Source organism: Nocardioides aromaticivorans (assembly GCF_013408525.1).
Lineage (GTDB): Bacteria > Actinomycetota > Actinomycetes > Propionibacteriales > Nocardioidaceae > Nocardioides > Nocardioides aromaticivorans.
This window is the reverse complement of sequence record NZ_JACBZM010000001.1, coordinates 1,791,415-1,805,106: the sequence shown is the minus strand read 5'-3', so window position 1 is coordinate 1,805,106 and position 13,692 is coordinate 1,791,415. Positions and strand designations below refer to the sequence as shown.

Below are 13,692 nucleotides of genomic sequence, written 5' to 3'. Positions count from 1 at the left end.
CCCGTGTGAGCTTCGTTCCCGTCTCCGGCCCGGCGACCTTCCGGTCCGGTGACGAGGGCGAGCCGCTGATCGAGTTCACCGACGCGGTGCCGGCGCGCCGCACGGTCGCCCTCCCGGTCCGCGCCGCGCTGCCCGTGCTGAGCCGCGCCCACACCGCGGACGACGCGCACCCGAGCGTCGCCCTGCTCAGCGGCGCCGCGCTGCTCGGGCTCCGGCTGGTCGCCGCCGGCAAGGTGGCGCCGACGAGCGGTGACGGGCGCGCGGGATGGCGGGTCGACGGCCTCGACGACCGCGACCACGACGCCGTACGACGCCTGGCCGCCGCCCGCGCGCACGACGACCTGGGCGCCGACGAGGCGGCGGGGCTGGTCCGCCGGGTGCTCGACGCCGTCGCCGACGCGATGCCCCGCGCGGCCCCGGCGGTGCGGACCGCCACCCGTCGCACGACGTCCGCGCCGGACGCCGGCAGCGACGAGCCCGGGCGCGGGCCCGATGACTTCGCCGACCGGGTCCGCCGCCGGCTCGCCGAGCGCACGGCCCGCGAGGAGGAGGCGGCCCGCAGCCGCAAGCGCGTCGCCGACCTGCCCGAGCTGGTGCGGGTCTCGCTCCGCGTCGAGGCCGACGAGGAGGAGCTGGTCGCGGGCTCGGTCCGCGTCGTGCTGCAGGTCCACGACGAGCGGGACCCGCTGCACGTCTGTGACGCGGCGGTGCTGTGGACGGGCTCCGAGGAGGAGCACGGCTTCGGGCCGCGGGCGAGGATCCACGCGAGCATCGCGTTGCGTGGCGCGGCCGACGTGTGGCCGGTGGCCGACCGCTTCCTCGGCCTGGCCGTGCCCGACCAGCTGACCCTCGACGGCGACGAGATCTCCAGCCTGCTCACCCAGGTCGGCGCCCTGCGCGAGATCGGCGTCGACGTGCACTGGCCGCGCGCCCTCGGCCCCGAGCTCACCACCCGTGCGGTCCTCGACCGGCAGCGCGACAAGGGCGACCCGGGGCCGCGCAACCCCGAGCTGCCGCTGCAGGAGAGCCCGTTCTCGGCCGAGGGGCTGTTCGCGTTCTCGTGGCAGGTCGCGCTGCACGGCGAGCCCCTGACCGACGAGGAGATGGCCGAGCTGGCGCGTGCCGCGAGCCCGGTCGTCAAGCTGCGCGGGGCGTGGACGATCGTCGACCCGACCACCGCGCTGCGGGCCCGCAAGCGGCTGATCCGCAAGGCCACCGGTGCCCAGGCGCTCGCCGCGGCGCTGACCGGCACCACCGAGGTTCCCGCCGCCGACGAGGACCCCGGCACGGCCGAGGTCATCGTCGGAGCGAGCCTGCTCCGGGTGCGCGAGCAGGTCCTCGCCGCGGCGACCCGCGAGCCCCTTCGGGAGCCGCCCGGGCTCGATGCCCGGCTGCGCGACTACCAACGCCACGGGCTGACCTGGCTGGCCGACCTGACCGGCCTCGGGCTCGGCGCCTGCCTGGCCGACGACATGGGCCTCGGCAAGACGATCACCCTGATCGCGCTCCACCTGCACCGCCGGTCGGCCGGCCTCACCGGTGACGCGCCGACCCTCGTCGTGTGCCCGGCCAGTCTGCTCGGCAACTGGGAGAGCGAGGTGCACCGCTTCGCGCCCGGCGTCGCCGTGCGCCGCTTCCACGGCGGGTCGCGCTCGCTCGACGACCTCCGCGGGGGGTTCGTCCTGACGACGTACGGCACCCTCCGCCGCGACGCCGCCACCCTCGCCGCCGTCGAGTGGGACCTCGTCGTGGCCGACGAGGCGCAGCACGTCAAGAACTCCCGGACGACGACCGCCCGCGCCCTGCGCCAGCTGCCCAACCGCGCCCGGGTCGCCCTGACCGGCACCCCGGTCGAGAACGACCTCACCGAGCTGTGGTCGATCCTCGACTGGTGCGTGCCGGGCCTGCTCGGCAGCCGCCAGGCGTTCCGGCGGGTGTGGGGCGCCCCGATCGAGTCCGGCACGGAGCCGACGAAGGCGCGCCAGTTCGCCGACCTGATCGGGCCGTTCCTGCTGCGCCGCCGCAAGTCCGACCCGGGCATCGCGCCGGAGCTGCCGCCCAAGACCGAGACCGACCACCTGCTCGGGCTGACCCGCGAGCAGGTGGTGCTCTACGAGGCGTTCGTGCGCGACTCGATGGAGCGCATCGAGCGCGCCGACCCCGAGACCCGCCGCGGCCTGGTGCTCGCGCTGCTCACCGGCCTCAAGCAGATCTGCAACCACCCCGCGCAGTTCCTACGCCAGAATTTGGAGCCGAGCGCGTCTCCGGCGTCAGGGGCGAGCAAGCTCGTGGCGACTTCCTCCCGCCGCGCTGCCGGCGGGTCCGGAGCGGTGCGCCTGCAGGGACGCTCGGAGAAGCTCGAGCTGCTCGACGAGCTGGTCGCCACCGTCCTCGCCGAGGGCGGTGCGGTGCTCGTCTTCACCCAGTACGTCGCCATGGCCCGCCTGATCGAGCAGCACCTCTCGGCGGCGGGCGTGCCCCACCAGTTCCTCCACGGCGGAACGCCCGTCGCGCAGCGCGAGGCCATGGTGCGCCGCTTCCAGGCGGCCGACGACGAGCACGGCGTGCCGGTGTTCCTGCTCTCCCTCAAGGCCGGTGGCACGGGCCTCAACCTCACCCGCGCCGACCACGTCATCCACGTCGACCGCTGGTGGAACCCCGCCGTCGAGGAGCAGGCGACCGATCGCGCCTACCGGATCGGGCAGACCAAGCCGGTGCAGGTGCACCGGATGATCACCCAGGGCACCATCGAGGAGCGGGTCGCCCAGCTGCTCACCCGCAAGCGCCAGCTCGCCGACGCCGTCCTGGCCCGCGGCGACGCGGCGCTGACCGAGCTGAGCAACGAGGAGCTGCGCGACCTGGTCACCCTGCGCCGCTCCGCGCGCGAGGCAGCCGAAGCCGCCGAGGCGGCCGAGGCCGAGCAGGACGCCGAGTGATGCGCACGACCTACGCGCGTCGTACCCAGCCTCCCCGCGGGGTCCGCACCTGGTGGGGCAAGGCCTGGCAGCGCGCGGCCGAGGAGGCGGCGTACTCCGATGCCGAGCTGCGCCCCGGCCGCGCCCACGCCCGCCGCGGCGACGTCGGCGGGATCACCGTCGACACCGGCGCCCTGGTCGCCGCCGTGCGCGACGGCGACGATGCGTGGACGGTCGAGGTCGCGGTTCCGGTCCTCGACGAGGACGGCCGCCGCGCATTCGTCGAGGCGGTCGCCGCCGAGTCCGGGCGGATCGCGGAGCTGCTCGCCGGCAACCTGCCGCACGACCTCGTCGAGCACGCCGAGGAGGTGGGCGTCGAGCTGCTCCCGTACGGCGGCGAGCTGGTGGCGACCTGCACCTGCCCCCACTACCTGGACCCCTGTCCGCACGCGATCGCGGTGCTGGTGCAGGCCGGCTGGCTGGTCGACGCCGACCCGCTCGTCCTGCTCGCGCTGCGCGGCCTGGACCGCGAGGCGCTGCTCGCCGCCCTCCACGCCCACGCCGTCGGCGGGTCCGGCACGGCCCCCGGCGAGGAGCGCGTGGGCGACCTTGCTGACGACGTCGAGCTCGCCGTCGACGCGGCGCTCCGGGCGCGGGCGATGATCGAGGCGTTCGAGTCCGACGCCGACGGTGCTGGCGGCTGATGCCGCGGCCGCTCGCCGCCTGCTGATGTAACACGCTGTTCGCCGATCTACCCGGCGATTCTCAGGACAATTCCTGCCCGGAGACGGCGTGTCGGCCCTGACAACCGCCGCCCAGTTCGGCCGACAGCGTGTTACATCCCCGGCCCGGGGCAGGCCGACCAGCCACGGGACCGGTCAGCGTCCGATCGCCAGCGCCCGCAGCTCCGCCTGGTAGTCCGCGTACGCCGCCCGCATCGCCGCCGCCGGCCAGTCGCGGGGGAGCAGCGCGGCGGGGAGGAGGGGGTCCGAGGCGAGGTGGCGCACGACCTGCGCGGCGACCGCGAGCCGCGGGGCCGGGTCGGTCGTGACCGCCAGGAGGTCGACCAGCTGCCGGCCGGAGGCAGCCCAGGCGCGCAGGTCCCAGAGCCCGGCGGCGAGGGCGACCGGGTCCTCGTCGGGGGTGGCGGTGAAGGTGCTGAGGACGGCGTCGTCGGCGTACGACCGCGGCCGGCGCAGGTTGGCGGGCCGGGTCCAGACGCCTTCGCGCAGCTCTGTCAGCCGGTACGACGCCAGCCGCTCCCGCAGCGCGGCCCGCTCGGGGCCGGGTCGGCCGGCGACGACCACGACCGCGAGCTCCCACCCGCCGTCCCAGGGGGTCTCGGCGTCGAGGACCGCCTCGTCCTGGCGGCGCTGGCGTGCCGCGAGCCGTTCGCCGAGCAGGTAGTCGCCGGCGTCGCGGTGCAGGTCGCCGGCCGCGACGGCGCGGGTGAGCGCGACGCGCGTGGTGGAGGCGGGGATGCCGAAGTGCTCGCCGGCGCGGACCAGGTCGGCGGCCGCCATCCGGTCGGGGTGGGACCCCAGCAGCAGGCTCAGTACCACCGAGCGCGCCGGGAGCGGAGCGAGGACCACCACGCGCAGGATCCTGCCACGCTACAGATCTCGACACAACCGTCGCCAAAGATGTAACGTCGCCGTCATGACCGATGCCGCCGGCTGGCGCCGTCCCGCGCACGAGGGCCCCGACTCGCCGTACCGCTCGGCGGCTCCCCGCAGCGACGACGTCCCGGCCTACCGGACGCTGACCTACGAGGTCGACGGCCGCGTCGCGCGGCTGACCTTCAACCGCCCCGAGCAGGGCAACTCGATCACCCCCGACACCCCGGTCGAGCTCGCCGATGCGGTCGAGCGCGCCGACCTCGACCCGCGGGTGCACGTGATCGTGCTGAGCGGCCGCGGCAAGGGATTCTGCGGCGGCTACGACCTCGCCGCCTCTGCCGAAGGACTCCTGGATGGGCAGATGACGGGAGCGACTCCCCGCGAGGGCACCGTCCTCGACCCCACCGTCCAGATGCACAACCACGATCCCGCCGGCACGTGGGACCCGATGGTCGACTACGCGATGATGAGCCGGTTCACCCGCGGCTTCGCGAGCCTGCTGCACGCCGACAAGCCCACGGTGGCGAGCATCCACGGCTTCTGCGTCGCCGGCGGCACCGACATCGCCCTGCACTGCGACCAGATCGTGATCGCCGCCGATGCCAAGATCGGCTACCCGCCCACCCGCGTGTGGGGCGTCCCGTCCGCCGGCCTGTGGGCGCACCGGCTCGGCGACCAGCGCGCCAAGCGGCTCCTGCTCACCGGCGACACCCTCACCGGGCGCGAGGCCGTCGAGTGGGGCCTCGCCATCGAGGCGCCCGAGCCCGAGGACCTCGAGGAGCGCACCGAGGCACTGGTGCAGCGGATCGCCGCGATGCCGCTCAACCAGCTGATGATGGTCAAGCTCGCCCTCAACTCCGCGCTCCTCGCGCAGGGCGTGCAGAACAGCCAGATGATCAGCACCGTCTTCGACGGGATCTCGCGCCACACCCGCGAGGGCTACGCCTTCCAGCAGCGCGCCGCCGAGGCCGGCTTCCGGCAGGCGGTCCGCGAGCGCGACGGGGCGCCGTACGACGACGGCGGCCCGCGGACCAGCAATGTCACGAACCAGCCCACCGACAGGGGATGAGAGCGATGAGCAGCACGCACGAGGTCACCAACCAGGTCCCGCCGCTCGTCGGCCACGACACCTCCGCCGACCCCGCCCTGCTCGAGGGCATCGAGCGCGAGGGCGCCGGCTGGGCGCTGCCGGAGATCCGCGAGGTCGGCCGCCTCGCCGGCACCCCGGAGGCGATGGACTGGGGCCGCCTGGCCGAGCGGGTGCCGCCGCGGCTGCTGACGCACGACCGCTACGGGCGCCGCATCGACGAGGTCGAGTACGTGCCGTCGTACCACCAGCTCATGGAGACCGCCGTCAGCCACGGCATCCATGCCGCCCCGTGGGCCGACGACCGTCCCGGCGCGCACGTCGCCCGCGCCGCGAAGTTCTACGCCTGGAACGTCGACGCCGGCCACGGCTGCCCGATCTCGATGACCTACGCCGTCGTACCGGCCCTGCGGGCGAACCCCGAGCTGGCCGCTCGCTTCGAGCCGCTGCTCACCAACCGTGCCTACGACTTCGGCCTGCGCGACCCGGAGACCAAGCGCGGCCTGATCGCCGGCATGTCGATGACCGAGAAGCAGGGCGGCTCCGACGTCCGCGCCAACACCACGACCGCGACCCCGCAGGCCGACGGCAGCTACCGGGTCGTCGGGCACAAGTGGTTCACCTCGGCACCGATGTCCGACATGTTCCTGACCCTCGCCCAGGCGCCGGGCGGCCTGTCCTGCTTCCTGCTGCCGCGCGTGCTGCCCGGCGGCGAGGCCAACCCGATCCGGTTCATGCGGCTCAAGGACAAGCTGGGCAACAAGTCCAACGCGTCCTCGGAGATCGAGTACGACAACGCCGTCGGCTGGCTCGTCGGCGAGGAGGGCAAGGGCGTCAAGACCATCGTCGAGATGGTGAACATGACCCGTCTCGACTGCGTCATCGGCTCGGCGTCGGGCATGCGGACCGCGCTCGTGTACGCCGCCCACCACGCCCGCCACCGCGCCGCGTTCGGCAAGCTGCTCATCGACCAGCCGCTGATGCGCAACGTCCTCGCCGACCTCGCCGTCGAGTCGGAGGCCGCGACCACCGCGATGATGCGGCTGGCCGGCGCCAACGACCGCGCGGTCCACGGCGACGCAGGCGAGGGCGCGCTGCGCCGGCTCGCGCTCGCCGCGACCAAGTACTACGTCTGCAAGCGCGGCCCGGTCCTCGCCAACGAGGCGCTCGAGTGCCTGGGCGGCAACGGCTACATCGAGGACTTCGACCTGGCCCGGATCTACCGCGAGCTGCCGCTGCTCTCCATCTGGGAGGGCTCCGGCAATGTCGCCGCGCTCGACGCGCTGCGCGCCATCGGCCGCGAGCCGGAGTCGCTCGACGCGTTCTTCACCGAGGCCGAGCTGGCCCTCGGCAGCGACCAGCGGTACGACGACGCGGTGACCTCGCTGAAGAAGGAGCTCACCCAGTTCGACGACATCGAGCTGCGCGCCCGCCGGCTGGTGGAGCAGATCGCGGTCGTCTTCCAGGCCGGCCTGCTGATCCGCAACGCCCCCACCGCCGTCGCCGACGCCTTCTGCGCCACCCGCCTCGCCCGCGACTGGGGCAGCGCGTTCGGCACGATGCCCGCCGGCCTCGACCTCGCCCCGATCCTGGAGCGCACCGAACCCGGCTTCTGAGGCGCCCCTGGTTCGCCGCGCAACTACCGAATTCGTCGTCCCGACCGGGGATTCACGACAATTCCGGTTGGTGCGTGGCGACCCCGAGGGCGGCCAGCGCCATCGAGCCCAGCAGCTCGCGCAGCCGGACGTCGGGGATGCCGTGGCCGGCGCGGGGGGTGGAGTTGAGGAGGCCGAAGGCGGCCTGGGCGGCGGCGTGCGCGCTCGGCTTGTCGAGGTCGTCGCGCAGGGCACGGAGCTGGTCGGCCCACAGCGTGATGTAGGCGCGCTGCAGGCGGCGTACCTGCTCCCGGGCGTCCTCGGGCAGCGACTCCCAGTCCCGGTCCTGTACGACGATCAGCGCTCGCTGCGTCGTCGCGAACTGCACGTGCCAGTCGACCAGCCCGCGCAGCGCTGCGGCCGGGTCGCCGTCGCCGGCCGCGACGCGCTCGCGGCCGACCGCGAGCAGCTCCTCGCTGATCGAGGTCAGCATCTCGGCCAGCATCGCCTGCTTGGACGAGAAGTGCTTGTAGAGCGCGGGGCCGGAGATGCCGCACGCGGCGCCGAGCTCGGCGACCGAGACCCCGTGGAAGCCTCGCGCGGCGAAGAGGTCCGCCGCTGTGGCCAGGATCTGCTCACGACGGGACTCGGCCATTGCGACAGGCTAGGGCATGTCGAACGTGCCACATCCGACAACCAACCGGGGCGGACAGGCGTCTCACCTCCTGCAAGCAGCGAGGAGGAACAGGGATGTCGTCAGTGGGGCAACGTCGGAGCGCGGCCTGGGTGGTCGTCGGCCTGGTGGCCGTGGTGCTCACCACCATGGTCGCCGGCCTGCTGCCGCGGCTCGCCTCGGACGTCGTGGGTGACCCGGCAGCGGCGAAGGCGGCGCCCGTCGCGGCGGAGGTCGACCCGTCGCCCGACCGCGGGCCCGGCGATAGGGCCGACGCGCCGCCCGAGGAGACCCCGCCGCCCGCACCGGCCGGCCCGCCCGAGCGGGCCGGGAAGCGCGGCACCGTCTACCTGACCTTCGACGACGGCCCGGACCCGCGCTGGACGCCGCAGGTGCTGGACGTCCTGCGCCGGCACGGCGTGCACGCGGTCTTCTTCGAGGTGGGGCAGAACGTGGCGGCGTACCCGGACCTCGTCGCCCGGGTCCGCGCCGAGGGCCACCTCATCGGCAACCACACGTGGAGCCACGCGAAGCTGACCGACCTGCGGAGCCGGGCGATCCGCGACCAGCTCGACCGGACCGACGCCGCGCTGGGGGGCCGGGCCCGGTGCGTGCGACCGCCGTACGGCGCCACCGACCCGCGCGTCGCCGACGTGATCGGTGCCCGCGGCCAGCGCACGGTGCTGTGGGACGTGGACCCGGAGGACTGGGCGAAGCCGGGCACGGACCGGATCGTGCGCCGCGTCCTGGCGCAGGTCCACGACGGCGCGCTGGTGCTGATGCACGACGGCGGTGGTGACCGCAGCCAGACCGTCGCCGCCCTCGAGCAGGTGATCACCCGGCTCCAGGAGCGGGGCTACGTGTTCGGCCTGCTCGACTGCTGAGGGGCGGGCGGGATCAGCAGTTGTCGTCGATGTAGCCGTCCACCGTGTCGGACGGCGGCGGTGAGTCCTGCACGGCGGCGGTGAACTCCTCCACCGACCCGCTCGCCTGGACGAGCAGCTCGACGTGCACCAGCTCGGACACGGCGCTCTCGGGCAGGTTGTCGGGCACGCCCAGCGCGTCGAGGCCCTCGAAGGCCGAGAGGATCCGCTCCCAGTCCTCCTCGCTGCCGGGCTGCGCCCCGTCGATCGCGCCGTCGATCTCGGCGAGCACGTCGCAGAACGCGGCGACGTCGGCGCCGCGCGGATAGGTCTCGTTCTCGACCTCGCCGGCGCCGCCCTCGGACGAGCCCTCGGGTGCGCTGCTCGATGCGCTGCTCGACGGGCTGCCGGACGGGCTGCCGGACGCCGACGGTGCGTCGTCCGGCTCGTCGCTGTCGGAGCACCCGCTGGTGAGGACGGTCAAGAGGACGGCCGCGGTGACGGCGAGGCTGCGCTTCACGCACCCACCGTAGGGGGTTGCCACCACAGGTTAATGATCGTTAACCTAGCCCTCGTGTCCGAGACGACGACCACCGAGGCCCCCGCGAGCGAGCCCAGCCTCAACGAGCCCAGCCTCCGCGAGCCCAGCCTTCGGGAACTGAGCGCCGAGCTGCGGGAGCGGCTCGCCCGGGTCCGCCAGGGCGGCAGCGAGGCGGCCCGCACCAAGCACACCGACCGCGGCAAGCTGCTCCCGCGCGACCGCGTGGACGGCCTGCTCGACCCGGGCAGCCCGTTCCTCGAGGTGGCGCCGCTGGCGGCGTACGGCATGTACGGCAAGGACGGTGACGACTACGCCGTCCCGTCGGCCGGCGTCGTCGCGGGCATCGGTCGCGTGCAGGGCCGCAACTGCCTGGTCGTCGCCAACGACGCCACCGTCAAGGGCGGGACGTACTACCCGATCACGGTGAAGAAGCACCTGCGCGCGCAGGCGATCGCGGCCGAGAACGACCTGCCCTGCATCTACCTCGTCGACTCCGGCGGCGCCTTCCTGCCGATGCAGGACGAGGTGTTCCCCGACAGGGAGCACTTCGGCCGGATCTTCTTCAACCAGGCCAACATGTCGGCCCGCGGCATCCCGCAGCTCGCCGCGGTCATGGGCTCGTGCACCGCCGGTGGCGCCTACGTCCCCGCGATGTCCGACGAGACCGTCATCGTGAAGAACCAGGGCACGATCTTCCTCGGCGGCCCGCCGCTGGTGAAGGCCGCGACCGGTGAGGTCGTCAGCGCGGAGGACCTCGGCGGCGGTGACGTGCATGCGCGGAGGTCCGGGGTCGTCGACCACCTCGCCGACGACGACGCGCACGCCCTGCGCATCCTGCGCGGGATCGTCGACACGCTCCCCGCCCCCGCCGCGCGCGAGCGTGTCGAGGTCGAGGAGCCGCTGGAGGCGCCGGAGACGATCTACGACGTCGTGCCGTCGAGCACCCGGACGCCGTACGACGTCCGCGAGGTCATCCGCCGCCTCGTCGACGGCAGCCGGCTGCAGGAGTTCAAGCAGCTGTACGGCGAGACGCTCGTCTGCGGGTTCGCCCGCATCCACGGCCACCAGGTCGGCATCGTCGCCAACAACGGCATCCTGTTCAGCGAGTCCGCGCTCAAGGGCGCCCACTTCGTCGAGCTCTGCAACCAGCGCGGCATCCCGCTGCTGTTCCTGCAGAACATCACCGGCTTCATGGTCGGGCGCGAGTACGAGAACCGCGGCATCGCCCGCGACGGCGCCAAGCTGGTCACCGCCGTCGCCTGCTCGGTCGTGCCCAAGCTGACCGTCGTCATCGGCGGCAGCTTCGGGGCCGGCAACTACGGCATGTGCGGGCGGGCCTACGACCCGCGCTTCCTCTGGATGTGGCCGAACTCCCGCATCTCGGTGATGGGCGGCGACCAGGCGGCCAACGTGCTCGCCACCGTCGCCGGGCGCGAGGACGACGACGCGTTCAAGCAGCCGATCCGCGACCAGTACGAGACCCAGGGCTCGCCGTACTACGCCTCGGCGCGGCTCTGGGACGACGGCGTCATCGACCCGGCCGACACCCGGCGGATCCTCGGCATGGCGCTCGAGGTCACCACGGCCGTGCCCACGCCCGATCCCTCCTACGGAATCTTCCGGATGTGATTGCGATGAACGAGATCCGCTCCGTCCTCGTCGCCAACCGCGGCGAGATCGCCCGCCGGGTGTTCCGCACCTGCCGCGAGCTCGGCATCCGCACGGTCGCCGTCCACACCGAGGTCGACGCCGACGCGCTGCACGTGCGCGACGCCGACGTCGCGATCCTCGTGCCGAGCTACCTCGACGGCGACGCGGTCCTGGCCGCCGCCAAGGAGGCGGGTGCCGACGCGATCCACCCCGGCTACGGCTTCCTGTCGGAGAACGCCGGCTTCGCCCGCGCCGTCACCGGCGCCGGCATCGCCTGGATCGGCCCGACGCCCGAGGTGATCGAGCAGATGGGCCGCAAGGACGCCGCCCGCGACCTCGCCGTGGCGGCGGGCGTCCCCGTCGTGCCGTCGTACGACGTGGACGACGACCCCGCGACATTCGCCTACCCGGTGCTGGCGAAGGCCGCGGCCGGTGGCGGCGGCAAGGGCATGCGGGTGGTCCGATCGGCCGCGGAGCTGCCCGAGGCCGTGGCCGCCGCGAAGCGGGAGGCGATCAACGCCTTCGGCGACGACACGATCCTGATCGAGAAGTACGTCGAGCGCGGTCGCCACATCGAGGTCCAGGTCCTCGGCGACACCCACGGCCACGTGGTCCACCTCGGCACGCGCGAGTGCTCCGTCCAGCGCCGCCACCAGAAGGTCATCGAGGAGGCGCCGGCCCCGGCGCTCGCCGACGACCTGCGCGAGCGGATCCACGCCTCCGCCGTCGCGCTGTCCGCGTCGGTGGGCTACGTCAACGCGGGGACGATCGAGTACCTCCTCGACGCGGCCACGGGCGACTTCTACTTCCTCGAGATGAACACCCGCCTCCAGGTCGAGCACCCGGTCACCGAGATTCACAGCGGCACCGACCTCGTGGCGCTGCAGCTGGCGGTCGCCGCCGGCGAGCCGCTGCCGTTCGACCAGGCCGGGCTGGGCTTCCGCGACCACGCCGTCGAGGCCCGGATCTACGCCGAGGACGCCTTCGGCGGCTTCCTCCCGCAGGCCGGTACGGCGGCCGTCGTCTCGTGGCCCGCGCGGGCTCGCGTCGACCACGCCCTCGAGTCCGGCCAGGTCGTGAGCACGTCGTACGACCCGATGCTCGGCAAGGTGATCGTCTCCGGCCCCGACCGCGAGGCCGCCCGGCGGGCGCTCGTCGCCGCCCTCGACGAGACCGCGATCCTCGGTCTCACCACCAACACCGGCTTCCTGCGGGAGCTGGCATCGAGTGAGGTCTTCGCCGAGCCCGGTGGCATCGACACCGCGTGGCTGGACCGCAACCAGGTGCCCGCCCCGGACCCCGCCCCCGCGCGGCAGATCGCGGCCCGGCTGTGGCTGGACGCGCACAGCGAGCCGTCGGGTCCGTTCGCGGGCGACGGCTTCCGGATGGGTGGCGCGCCCGCCGCACCGGTCGTGGAGTTCGACGAGTCCGCCACCGCTGCCCCGCGGGTCCCCGCCGGCACGGTCGCGCGCGTCACGCAGCACCAGGTCGAGCTGGCCCACCACGGCCAGCGCTACGTCTTCACCCGTCCCGACGCCAGCACCGACCACGGCGTGGCGGCGGGCGACGGCACGATCGTCGCGCCGATGCCCGGCACCGTCCTCGACGTGCGGGTCGCCGAGGGCGACACCGTGACCGAGGGCCAGGTGCTCGGGGTCGTGGAGGCGATGAAGATGGAGCTCGCGCTCAAGGCGCCGTACGACGGCACGGTCGCCTCGGTCGGCGCGAGCACCGGGCAGCAGGTGGCGCTCGGTGCCGTGCTGTTCGTGGTCGAGGAGGCCCACGCATGAGCGCCCTGCCGATGGTCGTCCCCGAGCCGGGCCTGCCCACGAAGGTCACCATCTACGAGGTCGGTCCCCGCGACGGCCTGCAGAACGAGAAGACCTCGGTGCCCACCCGGGTCAAGGCCGAGTTCGTGCAGCGGCTGCTGCAGGCGGGCCTGCCGATCGTGGAGGCGACCAGCTTCGTGCACCCGAAGTGGGTGCCGCAGCTCGCCGACGCCGCCGAGCTGATGACCGGCCTGACCGCCGACCTCGGCGACCGGGCGCGCGAGCTGCCGGTGCTCGTCCCCAACGAGCGCGGTCTCGACCGTGCCGTGGAGCTGGGCATGCGCCACGTCGCGGTCTTCGCGTCGGCCACGGAGACCTTCGCGGAGAAGAACCTCAACCGCACCCTCGAGTCCCAGTTCGAGATGTTCGCCCCCACCGTCGCCCGCGCCGTGGCGCAGGGGATGGACGTCCGCGGCTACGTCTCGATGTGCTTCGGCGACCCCTGGGAGGGTGCGGTCCCGGTCGATCAGGTCGTCGCCGTCGGCAAGCGCCTGCTCGACCTCGGCGTCGGCCAGCTCAGCCTCGGCGACACGATCGGCGTCGCGACGGCCGGCCACGTCCGCGCGCTGGTGCAGGCGTTCGTCGCCGCCGGCGTCCCCACCGACCGGCTGGCCCTGCACTTCCACGACACCTACGGCCAGGCGCTGACCAACGTGCACGCCGGCCTGCAGGAGGGCGTGACGACGTACGACGCCTCGGCGGGCGGCCTGGGCGGCTGCCCCTACGCGAAGAGCGCCACCGGCAACCTGGCCACCGAGGACCTGGTCTGGTTCCTCACCGGCCTCGGGATCGAGCACGGTGTCGACCTCGGCGCGGTGGTCGGGACGAGCACCTGGATGGCCGGACAGCTCGGACGACCGAGCCCATCGGCCGTCGTACGAGCGCTGGGGTCTGCTGGCTGAGGCTCCTGGCTTGCCGCG

Annotated in this window: 11 protein-coding genes; 8 read left to right on the top strand and 3 right to left on the bottom strand. The window is 73.8% G+C overall.

Going from position 1 to position 13,692, the window contains the following annotated elements:
* Positions 1–5: 5 nt before the first annotated feature.
* Complete coding sequence (locus BJ993_RS08465) at positions 6–2,936, top strand: DEAD/DEAH box helicase (RefSeq protein WP_179648411.1); 2,931 nt, start codon at positions 6–8, stop codon at positions 2,934–2,936.
* Entirely contained in the window at positions 2,936–3,619 is a 684-nt protein-coding gene (locus tag BJ993_RS08460) for an SWIM zinc finger family protein (protein ID WP_179648410.1), read from the top strand. Before BJ993_RS08465 ends, BJ993_RS08460 begins: the two co-directional genes overlap by 1 nt.
* 174 nt (positions 3,620–3,793) lie before the next feature.
* On the opposite strand, the gene BJ993_RS08455 is transcribed toward BJ993_RS08460, so the two are convergent.
* Entirely contained in the window at positions 3,794–4,510 is a 717-nt protein-coding gene (locus BJ993_RS08455) for a PaaX family transcriptional regulator C-terminal domain-containing protein (RefSeq protein ID WP_308645519.1), read from the bottom strand.
* Positions 4,511–4,574: 64 nt separating this feature from the next.
* Here BJ993_RS08455 and BJ993_RS08450 point away from each other — a divergent pair, with 64 nt between their 5' ends.
* Complete coding sequence (locus BJ993_RS08450) at positions 4,575–5,603, top strand: crotonase/enoyl-CoA hydratase family protein (RefSeq protein WP_179648409.1); 1,029 nt, start codon at positions 4,575–4,577, stop codon at positions 5,601–5,603.
* Between the two features lie 5 nt (positions 5,604–5,608).
* Positions 5,609–7,237, top strand: coding sequence for an acyl-CoA dehydrogenase family protein (locus BJ993_RS08445; protein ID WP_179648408.1), 1,629 nt, complete (start codon positions 5,609–5,611; stop codon positions 7,235–7,237).
* 52 nt (positions 7,238–7,289) lie between these two features.
* Here BJ993_RS08445 and BJ993_RS08440 read toward each other — a convergent pair whose 3' ends face one another.
* Positions 7,290–7,871: a TetR/AcrR family transcriptional regulator gene (locus BJ993_RS08440; protein WP_036549345.1), complete on the bottom strand. Its 582-nt coding sequence runs from the start codon at positions 7,869–7,871 to the stop codon at positions 7,290–7,292.
* Positions 7,872–7,975: 104 nt separating this feature from the next.
* On the opposite strand from BJ993_RS08440, the gene BJ993_RS08435 reads away from it, so the two are divergent.
* Complete coding sequence (locus tag BJ993_RS08435; protein WP_218864644.1) at positions 7,976–8,773, top strand: polysaccharide deacetylase family protein; 798 nt, start codon at positions 7,976–7,978, stop codon at positions 8,771–8,773.
* Between the two features lie 13 nt (positions 8,774–8,786).
* On the opposite strand, the gene BJ993_RS08430 is transcribed toward BJ993_RS08435, so the two are convergent.
* Positions 8,787–9,272, bottom strand: a complete 486-nt coding sequence (locus BJ993_RS08430) for a hypothetical protein (RefSeq protein ID WP_179648407.1) — start codon at positions 9,270–9,272, stop codon at positions 8,787–8,789.
* A 54-nt stretch (positions 9,273–9,326) separates the two neighbouring features.
* Between BJ993_RS08430 and BJ993_RS08425 the strand changes: the two genes are divergently transcribed.
* From BJ993_RS08425 to BJ993_RS08415, 3 genes are read left to right on the top strand one after another with little or no spacing between them, the layout of a single operon-like run.
* Positions 9,327–10,922 carry a carboxyl transferase domain-containing protein gene (locus tag BJ993_RS08425; protein ID WP_277987647.1) on the top strand — a complete coding sequence of 532 codons (1,596 nt, stop codon included), beginning with the start codon at positions 9,327–9,329 and terminating at the stop codon, positions 10,920–10,922.
* A gap of 5 nt (positions 10,923–10,927) precedes the next feature.
* A complete protein-coding gene (locus BJ993_RS08420) occupies positions 10,928–12,733 on the top strand; it encodes an ATP-binding protein (protein ID WP_179648405.1) in 1,806 nt (601 codons plus the stop codon).
* Entirely contained in the window at positions 12,730–13,674 is a 945-nt protein-coding gene (locus BJ993_RS08415; RefSeq protein ID WP_179648404.1) for a hydroxymethylglutaryl-CoA lyase, read from the top strand. The genes BJ993_RS08420 and BJ993_RS08415 overlap by 4 nt, the downstream gene beginning before the upstream one ends.
* The last annotated feature ends 18 nt before the right edge of the window (positions 13,675–13,692 follow it).